General features: G+C 59.8%; 18 protein-coding genes. 11 read left to right on the forward strand and 7 right to left on the reverse strand.

The annotated features are described in order from the left end of the window. Nucleotides 1-6: 6 nt before the first annotated feature. Nucleotides 7-588, reverse strand: a complete 582-nt coding sequence (locus tag AB4N48_RS06650) for a PilZ domain-containing protein (RefSeq protein WP_016775478.1) — start codon at nucleotides 586-588, stop codon at nucleotides 7-9. 94 nt (nucleotides 589-682) lie between these two features. Here AB4N48_RS06650 and AB4N48_RS06655 point away from each other — a divergent pair, with 94 nt between their 5' ends. The 3 genes from AB4N48_RS06655 (at nucleotide 683) to AB4N48_RS06665 (ending at nucleotide 3,932) form a co-directional block, all read left to right on the forward strand. Then, complete coding sequence (locus tag AB4N48_RS06655; RefSeq protein WP_024013629.1) at nucleotides 683-1,933, forward strand: lipoprotein-releasing ABC transporter permease subunit; 1,251 nt, start codon at nucleotides 683-685, stop codon at nucleotides 1,931-1,933. Next, nucleotides 1,926-2,624, forward strand: coding sequence for a lipoprotein-releasing ABC transporter ATP-binding protein LolD (lolD, locus tag AB4N48_RS06660; protein WP_370593517.1), 699 nt, complete (start codon nucleotides 1,926-1,928; stop codon nucleotides 2,622-2,624). The genes AB4N48_RS06655 and lolD overlap by 8 nt, the downstream gene beginning before the upstream one ends. Nucleotides 2,625-2,687: 63 nt before the next feature. Next, nucleotides 2,688-3,932 (forward strand): lipoprotein-releasing ABC transporter permease subunit, encoded by a 1,245-nt coding sequence (locus AB4N48_RS06665; RefSeq protein ID WP_150741255.1) that lies wholly within the window; start codon nucleotides 2,688-2,690, stop codon nucleotides 3,930-3,932. A gap of 119 nt (nucleotides 3,933-4,051) precedes the next feature. On the opposite strand, the gene AB4N48_RS06670 is transcribed toward AB4N48_RS06665, so the two are convergent. Further along, nucleotides 4,052-5,398 (reverse strand): heavy metal sensor histidine kinase, encoded by a 1,347-nt coding sequence (locus AB4N48_RS06670; RefSeq protein ID WP_460094987.1) that lies wholly within the window; start codon nucleotides 5,396-5,398, stop codon nucleotides 4,052-4,054. Then, a complete protein-coding gene (locus AB4N48_RS06675) occupies nucleotides 5,398-6,078 on the reverse strand; it encodes a heavy metal response regulator transcription factor (protein WP_252868006.1) in 681 nt (226 codons plus the stop codon). The genes AB4N48_RS06670 and AB4N48_RS06675 overlap by 1 nt, the downstream gene beginning before the upstream one ends. Before the next feature lie 166 nt (nucleotides 6,079-6,244). Between AB4N48_RS06675 and copI the strand changes: the two genes are divergently transcribed. Next, nucleotides 6,245-6,778, forward strand: a complete 534-nt coding sequence (gene copI / locus AB4N48_RS06680) for a copper-resistant cuproprotein CopI (protein WP_252882407.1) — start codon at nucleotides 6,245-6,247, stop codon at nucleotides 6,776-6,778. Between the two features lie 61 nt (nucleotides 6,779-6,839). Next, entirely contained in the window at nucleotides 6,840-7,670 is an 831-nt protein-coding gene (gene queF / locus AB4N48_RS06685) for an NADPH-dependent 7-cyano-7-deazaguanine reductase QueF (protein ID WP_460094988.1), read from the forward strand. A 187-nt stretch (nucleotides 7,671-7,857) separates the two neighbouring features. Here the strand turns inward: queF and AB4N48_RS06690 are convergent, their stop codons facing one another. Then, nucleotides 7,858-8,121, reverse strand: a complete 264-nt coding sequence (locus tag AB4N48_RS06690; protein ID WP_150741251.1) for a DUF4404 family protein — start codon at nucleotides 8,119-8,121, stop codon at nucleotides 7,858-7,860. Nucleotides 8,122-8,229: 108 nt separating this feature from the next. Continuing rightward, nucleotides 8,230-8,850 (reverse strand): HAD family phosphatase, encoded by a 621-nt coding sequence (locus AB4N48_RS06695; protein ID WP_460094989.1) that lies wholly within the window; start codon nucleotides 8,848-8,850, stop codon nucleotides 8,230-8,232. A gap of 199 nt (nucleotides 8,851-9,049) precedes the next feature. Here AB4N48_RS06695 and AB4N48_RS06700 point away from each other — a divergent pair, with 199 nt between their 5' ends. The 3 genes from AB4N48_RS06700 to rssC all read left to right on the forward strand — a co-directional run bounded on the left by AB4N48_RS06700 (nucleotide 9,050) and on the right by rssC (nucleotide 11,748). Further along, the gene (locus tag AB4N48_RS06700; protein ID WP_016775470.1) at nucleotides 9,050-9,739 is read left to right on the forward strand and encodes an MlaA family lipoprotein; all 690 of its coding nucleotides are present in this window, start codon (nucleotides 9,050-9,052) and stop codon (nucleotides 9,737-9,739) included. A gap of 345 nt (nucleotides 9,740-10,084) precedes the next feature. Further along, nucleotides 10,085-11,266: a two-component system response regulator RssB gene (gene rssB / locus AB4N48_RS06705; protein ID WP_460094990.1), complete on the forward strand. Its 1,182-nt coding sequence runs from the start codon at nucleotides 10,085-10,087 to the stop codon at nucleotides 11,264-11,266. Then, nucleotides 11,266-11,748, forward strand: coding sequence for an anti-sigma factor antagonist RssC (gene rssC / locus AB4N48_RS06710; RefSeq protein ID WP_003226553.1), 483 nt, complete (start codon nucleotides 11,266-11,268; stop codon nucleotides 11,746-11,748). The genes rssB and rssC overlap by 1 nt, the downstream gene beginning before the upstream one ends. A gap of 214 nt (nucleotides 11,749-11,962) precedes the next feature. On the opposite strand, the gene tal is transcribed toward rssC, so the two are convergent. Both tal and AB4N48_RS06720 read right to left on the reverse strand, forming a co-directional pair. Further along, nucleotides 11,963-12,889, reverse strand: a complete 927-nt coding sequence (gene tal / locus AB4N48_RS06715; protein ID WP_041477315.1) for a transaldolase — start codon at nucleotides 12,887-12,889, stop codon at nucleotides 11,963-11,965. A gap of 202 nt (nucleotides 12,890-13,091) precedes the next feature. After that, nucleotides 13,092-14,048: a glycosyl hydrolase family 5 gene (locus tag AB4N48_RS06720; protein ID WP_460094991.1), complete on the reverse strand. Its 957-nt coding sequence runs from the start codon at nucleotides 14,046-14,048 to the stop codon at nucleotides 13,092-13,094. A 289-nt stretch (nucleotides 14,049-14,337) separates the two neighbouring features. On the opposite strand from AB4N48_RS06720, the gene AB4N48_RS06725 reads away from it, so the two are divergent. The 3 genes from AB4N48_RS06725 to AB4N48_RS06735 are packed head-to-tail and all read left to right on the forward strand — an operon-like array spanning nucleotide 14,338 to nucleotide 18,163. Then, on the forward strand, nucleotides 14,338-14,778 hold the full coding sequence (locus AB4N48_RS06725; RefSeq protein WP_073471426.1) for a low molecular weight protein-tyrosine-phosphatase: 441 nt from the start codon (nucleotides 14,338-14,340) through the stop codon (nucleotides 14,776-14,778). Between the two features lie 39 nt (nucleotides 14,779-14,817). Next, nucleotides 14,818-17,040, forward strand: a complete 2,223-nt coding sequence (locus AB4N48_RS06730; RefSeq protein WP_460094992.1) for a polysaccharide biosynthesis tyrosine autokinase — start codon at nucleotides 14,818-14,820, stop codon at nucleotides 17,038-17,040. Nucleotides 17,041-17,080: 40 nt separating this feature from the next. After that, nucleotides 17,081-18,163, forward strand: coding sequence for a glycosyltransferase (locus tag AB4N48_RS06735; protein WP_315435442.1), 1,083 nt, complete (start codon nucleotides 17,081-17,083; stop codon nucleotides 18,161-18,163). The last annotated feature ends 2 nt before the right edge of the window (nucleotides 18,164-18,165 follow it).

Here is an 18,165-nt window from a genome sequence, read left to right on the forward strand (position 1 = left end):
CTTAAGTTAAATGCCAGATTCGTTCTGTTCGCGGGCCAGACGGCGTTCCTGAGCCTGCTTCTGCAAGATGTAGCGCGCGAGCAATTGGCGCTGGGCATCGGTCGGGCGCTCGAACTCGGTGCCGACGTCATAGCCATCGCCCTTGGGATCGCAATGGGTGACCCGGGCGCGCAGCAGCAGGCCGAGTGCCTGCGGCATCAGTACCAGTTTCACCGACAGGTGCGCGCCGGTGGCAATCGGCGTCGGGTACTGAAAGTCGATCCCGCCCTCGGAGATGATCACCGGCTGCGGCTCGCCGATGTGTCCGAGCACCGTCAGGGCGATTACCTGGCTGAGCAGGTCGATGCGTTTGTTCTGCGATTTGAGGAACGCGGCGATGGCGCGGTCGCGCTCGCTGATCTGTCGCAGCAGGTGCTGCGACTCGAATTCGCTCAGGTGCAGTTCGCTGAGCAAGTTGAAGAGTGGGGAAGCATCCTGCAACACTTCCTGGCCTGCGGCTTCGGGAGCGGACAGGGGCCGAATTTCCAGTGCGATCGTGTCCTCGATACGGTAGTATTCGCGGCGATCTTCTTCATCTAATGTCGACATGGCGAACCCATGGTAGCGGCGGTGGTCTGAGTGTAAAGCTGGTTTTCGACCCCCGCCACAAGGACGTTCCTTTTCCCTCCGAACAAGCCCCGACATGTTCAGACCTCTCTTCGTATTTATCGGCACGCGTTATACCCGTGCAAAGCGTCGCAATCATTTTGTGTCATTCATTTCCCTGACTTCGATGATCGGGCTCGCCCTTGGCGTGGTCGTGATGATCGTCGTGCTGTCGGTGATGAACGGCTTCGACCATGAGATGCGCACCCGCGTGCTGGGCATGGTGCCCCACGCCACTCTCGAGACCGGCGAGCCGATCAATGACTGGCAGAGCCTGGCCGACAAGGTCAAGCAGAACCGGCAGGTGACGGCGGTGGCGCCGTTCACCCAGATGCAGGGCCTGCTGACCAACAACGGCCAGGTTTCCAAGGTGTTGCTCAATGCCATTGATCCTGCGCTCGAGCGCAATGTGTCGATCATCGACAACTTCATGAAGCAGGGCAAACTCGACGACCTGACACCGGGCAGCTTCGGCATCGTCATCGGCGACAAGGCCGCGACCAAGCTTGGCGTTGGCATCGGCGACAAGGTCACTTTCGTTGCACCTGAGGTCAGCGTGACCCCGGCCGGGATGTTCCCGCGCATGAAGCGCTTCACCGTGGTCGGGATTTTCCATGTCGGCGCCGGTGAGCTCGACGGCTACCTCGGCGTGACCAATCTGCAGGATCTGGCGAAAATGCACCGCTGGAAAGCCGATCAGGTGCAGGGCCTGCGGCTGAAGTTCGACGACCTGTTCCAGGCACCGCGTGAGGCGTGGAACATCGCCCAGCAGCTCGGCGAAGATCGTTACTACGCCCGCGACTGGACCCGCACCCACGGCAACCTGTATCAGGCGATCCGCATGGAAAAAGCCATGATCGGGCTGCTGTTGCTGCTGATCGTCGCCGTCGCCGCGTTCAACATCATTTCCACGCTGGTGATGGTGGTGAACGACAAGAAGGGCGACATCGCCATTCTGCGTACCCTCGGCGCGACACCGGGCACGATCATGCGCACGTTCATGGTTCAGGGCACGGTAATCGGCGTGGTCGGCACGGCGATCGGCGCGGTGGTCGGGATCCTCGCGGCGCTGAATGTCAGTGCGGCCATTTCGGCGCTTGAAGGGCTGATCGGCCACAAGTTCCTTAATGCTGACGTGTATTTCATTGATTATCTTCCTTCGCAGGTACAGAGCCAGGACGTCGTCATGGTCTGCGCCGCTGCGTTGGTCCTGAGTTTCCTCGCCACCCTGTATCCCGCCTGGCGTGCCGCGCGCACCCAGCCGGCGGAGGCGTTACGTTATGAGTGAGTCGGGCATGAGTGAACAAGCAATTCTGAGCTGCCGTAACCTGGGCAAATCCTACGAGGAGGGGCCTGAGTCGGTACAAGTGCTGGCCGGCCTGCAACTGGAGTTGCACCCGGGCGAGCGTGTGGCGATCGTGGGTAAATCCGGTTCCGGCAAAAGTACCTTGCTCAACCTGCTCGGCGGCCTCGATACGCCGAGCAAGGGCAGCGTCTGGCTCGACGGTGAAGAACTGTCGGCGTTGAGTGAGAAGAAGCGGGGCCTGCTGCGCAATCGCGCGCTTGGTTTCGTTTACCAGTTTCACCACTTGCTGCCGGAATTCACCGCGCTGGAAAACGTCTGCATGCCGCTGTTGATCGGCAGGACCGCCATCCCGGAGGCGCGTCAGCGTGCCACGGCATTGCTGGAGCGCGTCGGTCTGGGCCATCGTCTGGAACATAAACCGGCGGAACTCTCCGGCGGCGAACGTCAGCGCGTGGCCATCGCCCGTGCACTGGTGAACAACCCGGGGCTGGTGATGCTCGATGAGCCAACCGGCAACCTCGACCTGCACACCGCCGAAGGCATTCAGGACCTGATGCTGGAGCTGAGCACTTCGATGCGCACAGCGTTCCTGGTGGTGACGCACGACATGAACCTGGCTCGCCAGATGGACCGCGTCCTGCAGTTGCAGGAAGGTTGCCTGACCCCCATCTGACTGGCTGAAACCCGGCGCCCGTAACGGTGCCGGGTCTTTTATTTCTACACGGTGCCCCAGCGAATGTTCAGACCGTTATCGATCTTTATCGGCACGCGCTATACCCGCGCCAAGCGCCGCAATCGCTTTGTTTCGTTCATTTCGATGACCTCGATGATCGGCCTCGCCCTCGGCGTGCTGGCGATGATCGTAGTGCTGTCGGTGATGAACGGCTTTCAGCGCGAAATGAGCTCGCGCATCCTTGGCATGGTGCCCCATGCGACCATCGTTGGCGTCAAGCCGATCGACGACTGGCAGCCGGTCGCTGCGGCTGCGATGAAAAATCCCGAAGTGACGGCCGCCGTGCCGTTCACAGAGATGGAAGGCATGCTTTCCTACAAGGGTTCGATGCAGCCAATTCAGATCAGCGGCGTTGATCCGGCCCAGGAAGGCAAGGTGTCGATCGTTGCCCGGCACATCGTCCAGGGTCGTCTGGATGCCTTGAAGCCGGGTGAGTTCGGTGTGGTGATCGGTGAAATCACCGCGCGGCGTTTCCGCCTCAATGTCGGCGACAAGATCACTCTGATCGTCCCGGAAGTCAGCACCGCGCCGGGCGGTATCACCCCGCGCATGCAGCGCCTGAATGTGGTTGGCGTGTTCAAGGTCGGCGCCGAGCTGGACGGCTCGATGGGCCTGATCCATGTCGCCGATGCCGCGACCATGCAGCACTGGCAGCCGAACCAGGTGCAGAGCGTGCGGCTGGCGGTCAAGGATCTGTACGCCGCGCCGAAGGTGTCTGCGGACATTGCCGGTGGCCTCGGTGCTGACTTCAAGGCTGACGACTGGACTCACACCCAGGGCAGCCTGTTCAGCGCGATGAAGATGGAAAAAACCATGATCGGCCTGCTGTTGCTGATGATCGTCGCGGTGGCGGCGTTCAACATCATCGCGACGCTGATCATGGTGGTGAACGACAAGGGCGCCGACATCGCGATCCTGCGCACGATCGGCGCCACACCACGGCAGATCATGGCGATCTTCATGGTGCAGGGCACGGTGATCGGTATTGTCGGCACCATCATTGGCGGCGTGCTGGGCGTTATCGCCGCGCTTAACGTCAGTGAATTGGTCGGCTGGGTCGAGCGTGTGACCGGGCAGCACATCTTCAGTTCGGATGTGTATTTCGTCAGCAACCTGCCCTCGGAACTGCAGGGTGGGGATGTGCTGTTGATCTGCTCGGCGGGTTTCATCCTGAGCTTTTTGGCGACGGTGTATCCGGCGTGGCGGGCGGCGAAGATCGAACCGGCGCATGCGCTGAGATATTCGTAAGCGACTCCATGCTCGTTCCCACGCTCTGCGTGGGAATGCCTCAACGGACGCTCTGCGTTCGGCTCTTGAAGGGACGCGGAGCGTCCCGGGCTGCATTCCCACGCAGAGCGTGGGAACGATCAGGTCCGAGGCAACTCGATTACAAACCGCGTCCAACCCGCTTCAGATTCGCAATGAATCTGCCCGCCATGAGCACGCACGATCGACTGGGTAATCGCCAGCCCCAACCCCGCATGCTCACTGCTGCCTTCCTGCCGCGCCGGATCCGCTCGATAGAAGCGGTCGAACAGACGTGGCAGTAATTGCGCGGAAATACCCTCGCCACTGTTCTCGACGCAGACGCGCACGGTTTCCCCCTCGTCGACGATGCTCAAGCGCACATAACCCTCGGCCGGGGTAAACCGCAGTGCGTTATCCAGCAGGTTCGACAAGGCCCGGCGCAACATGCCGCGATCACCTTCGATACGCGCCTCACCTTCACGGCTCAAGCTCACGCCAGCGTCTTCCGCCAATGGCGCAAAAAACTCCAGCAACATGTCGGCCTCATCCGCCAGCTCCAGTGGTTCGCGCTTGGGCATCAGCAAGCCGTGGTCAGCCTTGGCCAGGTAGAGCATGTCGTTGACCAGTTGCGCCATCCATTGCAGTTCTTCGAGGTTGCTGTGCAGCGCTTCGCGGTAATCCTCCAGTGCCCGGGGGCGGGTGAGGGTGACCTGGGTGTGGGTCAGCAGATTCGACAACGGTGTGCGCAGTTCATGGGCGATGTCGGCGGAGAACGCCGAGAGGCGCTGAAACGAGTCGTCGAGGCGTGCGAGCATGGCGTTGAAGCTGTAGGCCATTTCTGCAAGCTCTGGTGGCATCTTCTCTTCAGGCAGTCGGGCGTTGAGCGATTGCGCAGAAATCCCACGGGCCACTGCGCTCATCCGCCGCAACGGGCGCAGACCGCTGCGCGCGGCCCAGGCCCCGAGCACGGCAGTAGCCAGCGCCGACAGGCCGACGGTCAGCCAGATCAGATGCTGCATGCGCGTAAGAAAATGCTGGTGATGGGTGATGTCCAGCAGCAGCGTCAGTTGCGGCGAATCCGCTGTGTCTGGATAGAGCGGGGCGCGCAGCACGCGGTAATCGGTGCCGTCATGGCTGATGGTCGACAGGCCGGTTTGCAGGGGCAGATTCTTCGGAATCTGCACCGAGCTGTCGTACCAGTGCTGCCCGTCGCCACTGGTGATGCGCAATGACAGATCCGCCTGACGGCTGAGTTCATCGGCCAGCCGCGCCTCGCGCTGGGCAGGTTGGAGATCCTGCAAGGCGCGGCGCAGGCCGATCAGTTTCGTCTCCAGTTGTTGCTGATCGAGTTCGATGAAGTGCGCCTCGCTGGCGCGGTCGAACAGCACCCCGGCGAACAGCGAGACCACCGCAGTGCAGGCGGCAAACAACAGGGCCAGGCGCGTGCTCAAGGACAGGCTACGCATCACAGCGAACGCTCTTCGAGCACGTAACCCATGCCGCGCACGGTGTGGATCAGCTTGTTGGGGAAGTCATCGTCGATCTTCAGGCGCAAGCGGCGGATCGCCACTTCGATGACGTTGGTGTCGCTGTCAAAATTCATGTCCCAGACCTGCGAAGCGATCAGCGACTTCGGCAACACTTCACCCTGGCGGCGCAGGAGCATTTCCAGCAGGGCGAATTCCTTGGCGGTCAGGTCGATGCGCTGGCCGCTGCGTTCGACCCGGCGGCGGATCAGATCCAGGCGCAGATCGGCCAGTTGCAGGCTGGTTTCCTGGGCGATTGCGCTGCCGCGTCGCAACAGGCTGCGCACCCGGGCGAGCAATTCGGAGAAGGCGAATGGCTTGACCAGATAATCGTCGGCGCCCAGTTCGAGGCCGTGAACCCTGTCCTCCACGGCGTCTTTGGCGGTGAGAAAAAGTACCGGCGTTTCGAGGCCAGCGCGGCGCACCGCTTGCAGAATCTGCCAGCCACTGCGCCCGGGCAGCATCACATCGAGGATCAACAGCGCGTAATCGCCGCTCAAGGCCAATTGCTGGCCGCTGATGCCATCGGCCACCAGCTCGGTATTGAATCCGGCCTCGGTCAGGCCCTGACGCAGGTATTGGCCGGTTTTCGCTTGGTCTTCGACGATCAACAGTTTCATGGGCGACTCGGGCGGGGTTGGTATTTGGAAGGGCGAGGGCGTTATACCGTGAGATCCGGCGATAAGCGCCAAGCTGACAAAGTTGTAATCTGCCTGTCAGGTCGATGCCAGCCCTGGGTGGTTAGAGTTTCCCACAGGCTGAACCTTCTCTTGTTGGAGTACGACCATGTTTTTGCGCACCTCGCTGAAAATAGCCACCTGTCTGCTGGCATTGAGTTCGCCAGCCTGGGCGACACCGGCGCACACCTTCGCCTTCGGCCAGCCGGCAGCGGCGAGCCAGGCCACGCGCAGTATCGAAATCGTCATGGGCGACATGAACTTCGACCCGAAAGCCATACAGGTCAAGGCCGGTGAGACGGTTCGCTTTGTACTGGTGAATAAAGGCCAGTTGCTGCATGAATTCAACCTCGGTGATGCGGCGATGCATGCCAGTCACCAGCAGGAAATGTTGCAGATGCAGCAAAGCGGCATGCTTACGCCTACCGGCATGAAAGAAATGTCCCACGACATGGCGGGCATGAATCACGCGGCGATGGGCCACGGCATGCAGCATGACGACCCCAACAGCGTGCTGGTCGAGCCCGGTAAAACCGCCGAGTTGACCTGGACCTTCAGCAAGGCCACGGCGCTCGAGTTTGCCTGCAATATCCCCGGGCATTATCAGGCGGGCATGGTCGGCAAACTGACAGTCAGTCAGTAAGCACTCAAAGGCGCGGGCAAAGGCTGGTAGAATCCGCTGATTCTTCAGTCAGGTTTCCGCCATGCATCCCGCAGCCGAACATTCGCCGCTGGGCAAATCCAGCGAATACATCGCCACGTACACGCCGTCCCTGTTGTTCCCGATTCCGCGCACCGCGAAATGGGCCGAGCTGGGCCTGACCGCCGAAACCCTGCCGTATAAAGGCGTGGATTTCTGGAACTGCTTCGAGCTGTCGTGGCTGCTGCCCTCGGGCAAACCGGTGGTGGCGATCGCTGAATTCAGCATCCCGGCGGACTCGCCGAACATCATCGAATCGAAGTCGTTCAAGCTTTACCTCAACTCGCTGAATCAGACGCCGTTCGCCGACGTTGCCACATTGCAAGCGACGCTGGTCAAGGATCTGTCCGCCGCTGCCGGTAAACCGGTGGGCGTTCGGGTTCGCAGTCTGAAGGACGTCGAAGCTGAAGGCGTGGTGGGGTTGCCGGGCGTGTGCATCGACGATCTGGATATCAGCGTGAGCAATTATGAACACCCGCGTCCGGAGCTGCTGCGTTGCGACAATTCGCGCGTGGTCGAGGAGAGCGTGCACAGCCACCTGCTCAAATCCAACTGCCCGGTGACCAGCCAGCCGGACTGGGGCAGCGTCGTGGTGGAATATCGCGGCGCGGCGCTGGATCACGCCAGCCTGCTGGAGTACATCGTCAGCTTCCGCCAGCATTCGGACTTCCATGAACAATGCGTTGAGCGGATTTTCCTCGATCTGCAGCGGTTGTTGAAACCTGAAAAGCTCACCGTGTTTGCACGTTACGTTCGCCGGGGTGGGCTGGATATCAATCCGTATCGCAGTACCGAAAGCGTACAACTGCCGAATCATCGGCTCGTACGTCAATAAAGATCCTGAATGTGCGACATCCAATGTGGAAGCGAGTCTGCTCGCGAATGCGGTGTGTCATTAAACGATGATGTCGACTGACACGACGCCTTCGCGAGCAGGCTCGCTCCCACAAGGGCTTGCATGCACATTTTGCAAATGAAAAAGCCCTGCCATCGCTGGCAGGGCTTTTTTGTGCGGCGGGGCGTCAGATGCCCATGCTGCCCAGCGCGTTGACGATGTTGCGCAGGGTGCCGGCGATCGCCGGGTGTTCGACTTCGAAGCGCTCCACTGCCAGGTTCACGCCATCGGCGATGCTTGCGTTCTGGGTGGCAGTTTCCAGCTGGATCTCCGATTCGATCTGCGCCATCAGCGCATGCAGATCTTCACGCTCTGCTTCCGACAGCGGTGGATTGTGTTTCAGCTGCTCGCGCAGTGTATCGAGCTGTTTTTGCAGTTCTTGGGCGGGCATGGTGGTTTCCTTTTATCAATAGGCACTGGCATTGACCGCAGCCACGCGCCAAAGGTCTATGGCTGACCTTTAGATTAATCCACTCTCGGTAAACCTGCATGACGCCGGTCAGGGCTTTTCGCCTTTGGCGCGGCGCAAGCTGATATCGGCGAGACAGGCGTCCAGTTCGCCGAGATGATCGATCACCGAATGCACGCCCAGGCTGAATAACTGCACAGTTGCCTTGCCGCGCAACTGTTCGCGCTCCTTTTGCGAGAGCGCCTGCCATTCGCTTGGGTTAAGGCCGCACAGCGAGCCGCAGGACGCCAGGCCGATCGTCCACAACCCGGCGTTCAGGCCGGCTTGTAACAGGCGCGGCTCACCGCTGACCAGCACGCAACCGTCGAGCCGGTCGATATTCAGATCCATCAACGCCTGCCAGCACGCGTTGGGCGCTGGCCATGGATTCATTGTTGCTGAATGTTGCGTTGGTTTGATCCAGCCGGGCAGCGACGCCGCCAATGACTGTGTCAGGGCAGGGGGCAATTCGTCGAGCCACGCGCAGGGAATTCCCTGGCGCTGCAAACTTTTCAGGCTATCGAGTGCGCCCGGTGTAGTTTTGGCATGTTCCGGCTGGGAGTTGAGCTCTTGCGCGGCGCGGGCACCGAAATCCACCAGGCAACCGCTCAGGCCGAACAGCACGGCAGTCAGGCCGGGCGCGGCGACGGGCAAGGTTTCGGCGTGAGTCATGGCAACGTCCCTGAAATAACGCTCAAGACTAAGGCGCTGGGGTGACAGTTGCATGACAGGCGGGTGAAAGCCTGCGTAGGAAACTTCCTGCATATCGTTGCAGCGGCGCACTGCCCAAATCGCCGTTTACGCTTATACTAGCGGCCTTAATGCCCGGGCCGAGAGGACCGCGCCAGTATCGAATCCAAGGAGTTTTTCTATGCGCTGGAGCCCTTCGCTCACTCAGCTAAGTGTATGTGCCAGCCTGTTGCTGGCGCCGTTCGCCACCCAGGCGGCCACCGAAGAAGACCCTTGGGAAAGCGTCAACCGGCCGATTTTCCAGTTCAACGACTTCGTTGACACCTACGCGCTGAAGCCATTGGCCCAGGGTTATGAGTTCATCACCCCGCAGTTCGTTGAAGACGGCATTCACAACATGTTCCGCAACGTCGGCGACGTGACCAACCTGGCCAACAACATCCTCCAGGCCAAACCGGCTGCGGCGGGCGTTGATACCGCCCGACTGATTTTCAACACCACCTTCGGTCTGCTCGGCTTCTTTGATGTCGGCACCAAGATGGGCTTGAACCGCAGCGACGAAGACTTCGGTCAGACCCTCGGTTACTGGGGCGTGGGCAGCGGCCCGTACGTTATGCTGCCGCTGATGGGGCCGAGCACCCTGCGTGACGCACCGTCGAAATATGTCGACAGCTTCACCGGCGCGTACCGCTACATCGACCACGTGCCGACGCGTAACTCGATCTTCGGCCTGAACATCGTCGACACCCGCGCCAGCCTGCTGTCGAGCGAGAAGCTGATCAGCGGCGACAAATACACCTTCATCCGCAACGCTTACCTGCAGAACCGCGAGTTCAAGGTGAAGGACGGTCAGGTTGAAGACGATTTCTGATTTTGACCGGTGATGAAAAAGGCGGCCCTCGGGTCGCCTTTTTTGTCCGCGTCAGAGCGTCACCTGCGACTGCCGCTACCTTCCATCGGGTTACCGTTGGAGCGGTTCTTATAACTCCCGGTGATTTGACAAACAAAGTCGTCAAGCGACAATCGGCGCATGCTTGAAACGCTCTGCGGATGGGAGTACCGTCTGCGCCTTAGAAGGGCACCTCTGTTTAAAACCGCGCGCCAGGCGAATGCTTGAAAGCGCTGCAACAGAGAGGCTAGAAAGCGAATCCAGTAGTCTGCGCAGGGCCGTTGCCCCGCTCACTACGCCAACCTAATTCTGGCGCCGTTTGCCCACATGCCAAAAACCAGTGCCACGCTGCTGATAATCGATGATGACGAGGTAGTGCGCGCGAGCCTCGCGGCCTATCTGGAAGACAGTGGTTTCAGCGTCCTGCAGGCCGGCAACGGTCAACAGGGTCTTCAGGTATTCGAGCAAGACGAGCCCGATCTGGTCATCTGCGATCTGCGCATGCCGCAGATGGGCGGTCTCGAACTGATCCGTCAGGTTACCGAGCGCTCACCGGAGACGCCGGTGATCGTGGTCTCGGGTGCCGGGGTGATGAACGACGCAGTCGAGGCCCTGCGCCTGGGTGCGGCGGACTACCTGATCAAGCCTCTCGAAGATCTGGCTGTGCTCGAGCACTCCGTGCGCCGAGCCCTGGATCGTGCGCGGCTGCTGCTGGAAAACCAGCGCTACAGCGATAAGCTGGAAAAGGCCAACCGCGAGCTCGAAGCCAGCCTGAACCTGCTCCAGGAAGACCAGAACGCCGGTCGCCAGGTGCAGATGAACATGCTGCCGGAAAGTCCGTGGAGCATCGATGAATTCAATTTTGCCCACCAGATCATCCCGTCGCTGTACCTGTCGGGTGATTTTGTCGACTATTTCCGCGTTGACGAGCGCCGGGTCGCGTTTTATCTGGCGGATGTTTCCGGGCATGGTGCGTCATCAGCCTTCGTCACCGTGCTGTTGAAGTTCATGACCACGCGTTTGCTCTTCGAGTCAAAACGCAGCGGTACCTTGCCGGAGTTCAAACCTTCGGAAGTGCTCGGTCATATCAACCGGGGGCTGATCAGTTGTAAGCTGGGTAAACACGTCACAATGGTCGGTGGAGTCATCGACGAGGAGACCGGTTTGTTGACCTATAGCATTGGCGGCCATCTGCCTTTGCCTGTGTTGTACACGCCTGACAGTGTTCGTTATCTCGAAGGCCGTGGTCTGCCGGTGGGGCTCTTCAACGAAGCCACCTACGAAGACCACGTGCTTGAGCTGCCGCCGACGTTCAGCCTGACGCTGATGTCTGATGGCATTCTGGACCTTTTGCCGGAAGCAACGCTCAAAGAAAAAGAGGCTGCTTTGCCCGAACGGGTGAAGTCGGCGGGCGGCAGCCTGGATGGTCTGCGGCAAGTGTTTGGTTTGGCCACGCTAGGGGAGATGCCGGATGATATCGCCCTGTTGGTGTTGAGCAGGAATCTTTAATGAGTACCGGTAGAATCCAGTTCGCCGAGCAGGACGGCACCTTCGTCCTGAAGTTCGTCGGTGAAGTTCGCCTGACCCTGTGTTCGGCGTTGGATGCGACTATTGAGAAAATCTTCACCGCGCTGAATTTCAACGCGATCGTGATCGATTTGACCGAAACCCGCAGCATCGACAGCACCACCCTGGGCCTACTGGCCAAACTGTCGATCCTGTCGCGGCAGAAGGTCGGCCTGTTGCCGACGGTTGTCACCACCCACGAAGACATCACTCGGCTTTTGCAGTCGATGGGCTTCGAGCAGGTGTTCAACATCGTCAACCACCCGGTGCCGTGCCCGGAGTGCCTGGACGACCTGCCGGATCAGGACCAGTCCGAAGAAGTGGTGCGAATCAAGGTGCTGGAAGCGCACAAGATTCTCATGGGCCTGAACGATTCCAATCGTGAAGCGTTTCATGATCTGGTCAATGCCCTGGAAAGACACTGACCTCATGAATTGATGGTGTCTGGGCTGGCCTCATCGCGGGCAAGCCCGCTCCCACAATGATCGCGTGAAGCCTCAAACTTAGGTTCTCCACATACCCTGTGGGAGCGGGCTTGCCCGCGATGGCGTCGGGTCGGTCGATACATTTATCAGTGCAGGCAAATGAAAAAGGGCGAACCCTCACAGGTTCGCCCTTTTTGCGTTCTACAAACTCAAATCACAGCTTGGCCTGCAGCAATGCTTCCAGTTTTTCCTGGTCGCGGGCGAACTGACGGATGCCTTCAGCCAGTTTCTCGGTGGCCATCGCGTCTTCGTTGGACAACCAGCGGAATTGCGCTTCGTTGAGGCTCAGGCGTGCTTCACCGGCATTGCCCGGCGCCAGTTTGCGTTCCAGCTTGCCGGTATCGGCGGCGAGCTTCTCCAGCAGTTCCGGGCTGATCGTCAGGCGATCGCAGCCAGCCAGTTGCTCGATCTGGTTGATGTTACGGAAGCTGGCGCCCATGACCACGGTCTTATAGTCGTTGGCCTTGTAGTAGTTGTAGATGCGCGTCACCGACTGCACGCCCGGATCATCGGCGCCGGTGTAGTCGTTGCCGTTGGCCTTCTTGTACCAGTCGTAGATACGGCCCACGAACGGCGAAATCAGGAACACCCCGGCATCGGCGCAGGCGGCGGCCTGGGCGAAAGAGAACAGCAGGGTCAGGTTGGTCTGGATGCCTTCCTTCTCGAGGATCTCGGCGGCACGGATGCCTTCCCAGGTCGAGGCGATCTTGATCAGCACGCGGTCGCGGCCGACGCCGGCCTTGTCGTACAGCTCGATCAGGCGATGCGCGCGCTTGAGGATCGCATCCTGGTCGAAGGACAGGCGCGCATCCACTTCGGTGGAGATGCGGCCTGGAACCACGTTGAGAATTTCCTTGCCCACTGCGACGCCGAAACGGTCGCTGGCCAGGCCTACATCGCCCTTGCAGTCGCGAACGCAATCGTTCAGCAGTTCGGCGTAACCGTGAATGGCCGAAGCCTTGAGCAGCAGGGAAGGGTTGGTGGTGGCGTCGACCGGTTTGACTCGGGCGATCGCTTCGAAGTCGCCGGTGTCGGCAACCACGGTGGTGAACTGTTTGAGTTGTTCCAGCTTGGAAGTCATGGGCGTGCTCTATCCTATGGGTCTGAAGACATTACCCGAGCGCTGACGGGCACTCAAGGGTGCATTGGTGGATCGATGGCCCCTGCGGCAACAACCTGAAAACGATTGTTTGAAAGGCGGGGCGCGGTGTCGCTGAATACGATGCCAAAACAGCCCACAGGTTCAAAGCAACCGACCTGTGAACAGGCCGGTTGCTCGAGCTCTACTCAGCGTTCAACACACCTTCCACGGACAACCGCGCCGGTTTTGGCTGGCCGTCAGAGGTGAGAAAGCCGAAGTTCTTCTCGCGATCGTTGCTGCCTGAATCACTGTTCCTCCATTCATAGATAGAGGTCAGGGGAATATTGAAGCGTTTAACGTCGGTAATAAACGCGTTGATCTTGGTCGCTTGCCCCTCAGGACCACCGTTGGAGGCGAGGGCCGAAACCCCCCATTCACTGATGACCCCCGGCAGATTGAAGCTCTGCTGGATGAAGGTCTGCGCGTTGCTGATCTGCGTGGCGGTCATGCCGTAAGGGTGATAGGACACTGCGTTGAGGCATTTGGGGTACTCGCTGACGATACTTTTCAGCGCCACCGTCGAAGCCGAGCTTGCGCTTGGCGGCCGGGCGAAGCCGAAACCGACCCGTGGCGTCGTCTGCGGCTGAGCTTCGAAGGCCTTGCACATGCCAGCCATGAACGGCACGAACGTTGTGTCGAAATTGCGCGTCGGCCAATAGGTTTCCAGGTCCGGCTCGTTCCAGATTTCGATCGCCACCAATTGCGAGCTCCAGGATTTTTCCAGCCCGGTCACAGTGTTGGCGAACTTACCGCCGGCGGCGTTCAGCTCCTCCGGCGAAGTGGCCGGCAGTGCCTTGATCGCGCGCACCGTCAGCAGCACCGGCAGGCCGGCGGAAGCGGCGGCGGCGAAGGCGTCGCTGACCTGTTTCTGATACGTCTTGGCGGTGAGGCTGTCACTCCACACACCGAAGCGCACAAAGCTGAAGCCGGCGGCCTTGATTTGTGCGGCATCGGCGGCGGTGAAGCTCTGGATTTTCACCTGCACGCCGATGGTTTTTGCTGGAAGGTTGGGGAACAGCTCACTGGCGTGAACCTGGCTGGTGGCACCGAGCGCCATCAGGGCGAGGGCGGCGAGTTTATTGCGCTGTGCTGTTTTCATGTCTGCTCTCCTGAAGAGAATGACAACTACGAATATTTATCCCGTTACTCAATTTCCGATAACGGTGATGGCACTAAGTGCGCGAATGTTATTTTTTGTCAGGAAAACAGCAACTGAAAATCACAGTTATTTTTAGTCCGCTAATTGTGGTTGGGGCGGCTTAAAACGCTGTGGTACTTAATGTTCCTGTACTAACAGGGCGAAGCTATTTCTGAGTGCAGGAAAGTCGTGAGGGTTCATTAACTTTCGCCACATGTTGGCTGTTTGATATTACACAGGAAAGCAAGACTTGTTCAAAAAGATCCTCGTTGTCTGCGTGGGCAATATATGCCGAAGTCCGACGGCTGAACTGCTGCTGCGCAACGCGCTGGGCCAGTCCGCCATCACCGTTTCCTCAGCCGGCCTGTCCGCCCGCGTCGGCGAGGGCGTGGAGGCCTCGGCGCGGCAGGTTCTCGAAGAACACGGGCATTGCGCCGAGGCCTTCAAGGCGCGGCAACTGACTTCGGACATCGTCAATGACTCGGACCTGATCCTGGTCATGGAAAAAGCCCACGTCAATCAAGTGCTGAAGATTGCCTCGCACGCCCGAGGCAAAGTGTTTCTGCTCGGTAAATGGCAGAGCGAGCGCGAAATACATGATCCGTATCGTCAAGGCAAAGCCGCGTTTATTCATGCCCACGCATTGATTGAAGATGCTGTTAGTTCATGGGCAAAGCGTCTCGGGCATTGATGAATATTCTTCAGAACAGCAAATGGTAAGAACAGACTTATGCAGTTACCGTCCGTAATCGGCACCCGCGACAATGATCAAGACAGTATTGATCTGCTCGGCATCTTCGGCAGCCTGATCGACCAGAAGTGGCTGATCGGCGCGCTGACGGGCGCCTTCATGGTCACCGGCGTCGCCTATGCGGTTCTGGCAACGCCGGTGTACCTGGCGAACGCGCTGGTGCAGGTCGAACCGAAAAAGAACGACATGCTCGGTTTCTCCGACCTTAACAGCATGCTCGGTGGGCAATCGCCGTCGGTGACCGAAATCGGCATCATCAAATCCCGCGCGGTGATCGGCAAAACCGTTGACGACCTGCGCCTGGATATCGACGTCACGCCCAACACGTTCCCGTTGATCGGCGGCTTTCTTTCGCGGCGTTATCGCGGAGACAGCGAGACCAGCGTCGCGCCGCCGCGTTTCGGTTTGAACAGTTATGCCTGGGGCGGCGAACGTCTGGAATTCAATCGGCTGCAATTGCCGAAAGACCTGCTCGGCAAGAAACTCACCCTGATCGCCGGCGAGCAGCAGCGCTTTGAGCTGTTCGATGAAAACGACAATCTGCTCGCCGAAGGCGTCGTCGGCGAAGCGTTTGCCAATGACGGTGTAGAAGGGCAGATCGCGCACTTGTCGGCCAACCCCGGCACGCGTTTTCAGGTGGTGCGCAATCCACGCATCGTGACCATTCAGGGCTATCAGGATGCGCTGGATATCTCCGAACAGGGCAAGGAGTCGGGGATCATTCGTCTGGCGCTGGCCAGCTCCGACGCGGCCGAGGCGGTGAAGATCCTCAACAAGATCGCCTCGCTCTACGTCGAGCAAAACGTACGGCGCACTTCGGCGGAAGCCGCGCAGAGCCTCGCGTTTCTGCAAAGCCAGTTGCCCCAGGTCAAGCGTGATCTGGCCAAGGCCAGCGACGCCTTGAATGCCTACCAGACCCACGGCAAGACCGTGAACATCTCGCTGGAAACCCAGTCGGTGCTGGGTCAGTCGGTGGCGCTGGAAACGCGCATCTCCGAGCTGAAAATGCAGCAGGCCGAACTTGATCGCAAGTTCACCAAACAGCACCCGGCCTATCGCGCCTTGATGACGCAGATCGGCGAGCTGACCCAGCAGCAGAAATCCCTCGAAGGCAAGGTTCAGGACTTGCCGGCCACCCAGCAGGAACTGCTCAACCTGACCCGCGACGTCGAGGTGGCTTCGCAGATCTACACGCAGTTGCTGAACAAATCCCAAGAGCTCGACATCGTCCGCGCCGGGGCCGTCGGCAACGTGCGCCTGATCGACACTGCCGATGTCGACCTGACCAATCCGATCAAACCGAAGAAACCACTGATCGTGCTGATCGCGACATTGCTTGGCGCGTTTGTCGGCGTGGCGCTGGTGCTGCTGCGCAAATCCCTCAGCCGAGGCCTTGAAGGCCCGGAAGGCATCGAGCAGTTGGGCCTGCCGGTTTACGCGTCGATTCCCTACAGCGCCTTGCAGGAAGAAGAGGACAACAAAAAGGGCCGCGCCCGCGACGGCGTCGACAAGCCTGCGTACCTGCTGGCGCTGCGCAACCCGACCGATCTGTCGATCGAATCGATCCGCAGCCTGCGCACCTGCCTGCACTTTGCCGGGCTCGATTCGACCAACAACCGCATCATGATTTCCGGGCCGAGCCCGCAGGTCGGCAAGACCTTCGTTTCGTCCAACCTTGCGGCGGTCATGGCCCTGAGCGGCCAGCGCGTGGTGCTGATCGATGCCGACATGCGCAAAGGGCACCTGCACAAAACCCTCAACACGCCGATCAGCAACGGTCTGTCCGACCTGCTGGTCAAGCGCTGCACCCTTGAGCAGGCGATCAACAAAGTCGAAGTCGACAACCTGCATTTCATCAGCCGGGGGCAAGTGCCGCCCAATCCTTCCGAGCTGCTGATGCATGCGAACTTCCGTGAGCTGCTGGCGCAACTGAGCGAGCGCTACGACCTGGTGATCATCGACACGCCGCCGCTGTTGGCAGTGACCGATGCCGCCATCGTCGGTCGCGAGGCCGGCATCAGCCTGATCGTCACCCGCTTCGGGGTGAACCCGGCCAAGGAGATTGAACTGACCATTCGCCGCTTCGCCCAGAACGGCATCGAGTTGAAAGGCGCGGTGTTCAACGGCGTCGAGAAGCGTGCGGCCAGCTATTACGGCGGCACTGGCTATTACAACTACGAATACGCGTCCGACAAATCCTGATGGTTGCCGATTGTTCTTTCCTGTTTGAAGTGGGTGAGTTGTGAAAAAAATACTGCACGTGGCAGAGACGATCAAAGGTGGCGTGGCGACGGTGATCCGCACGATCTCGGCATCCCCAGAAGACGACGCAGCGAATTATCAACTGGTCTATCTGGTGCCCGAGGATCAGGCCAAGGAGCTGCACGGCATCGCCCCGCAGCAGGTGCGCACCTTTCCACGTAGTGGCCGCAACGTGCCGTCGCTGCTGCGTTTCGCCTGGCGTCTGAGCCAGGTGCTGCTCAAGGAAAAACCCGACGTGGTGCATTTGCACAGCACCTTTTCCGGGGTGATCGGACGCTGCGTGTGTGTGCTGTTGCGGCCCTGGCGCAAGCCGAAAATCGTCTACTGCCCGCATGCGTTTTCGTTCCTGATGGAAAGCTCGCCGACCAAGCAGAAGGTCTACGCGTGGATCGAGCGGGTGCTGCAGAAAGTCACCGACGTGATCATCTGCGTCAGCCAGTACGAGCTGGATAAAGCCGCGCGTTTCGGTATCGAGCGCAAGCGCATGAAGCTGATCTACAACGGCATTCATCACAAGGATGACGCGCCGAAAACCGCTGGCGCCGAGCCGATTCATCTGCTGTTCGTCGGGCGCCTGGATTACCAGAAAGGCTTCGACGTGCTGCTCAAGGCCTACGCCAAGGTCAATCGCAACGACCTCAAACTGACGGTGGTTGGCAGTGCGGTCAACGAGGACTCGGTCGAGTGCCCACCGATGGATTCGGTCGAGTACCTGCCCTGGGTGACGCCGAGTGAAGTGCAGGCGCTGTATCAGAAAGCCGATGCGCTGATCGTGCCGAGTCGCTGGGAAGGCTTTGCCATGGTGCCGCTGGAAGGCATGGCCATGGGGTTGCCGGTGATTGCCAGCAACTGCACTTCGCTGCCGGAACTGGTCACCAATGAAGTGTCCGGCTACGTCTTCCCCTCCGGCGATCACCAGGCGCTGGCCGACGTTTTGACGATCATCCAGAAGCCGCGCCTGCTCGACCTCGGCAATGAAGGCCGGAGCATTGTCCGCGAACGTTTCAGCGCCGCGTTGATGATCCGCCAGACCTACGACCTGTATCACGCTCCCACTTATTAAGT

This window comes from Pseudomonas sp. S2_C11 (assembly GCF_054668395.1).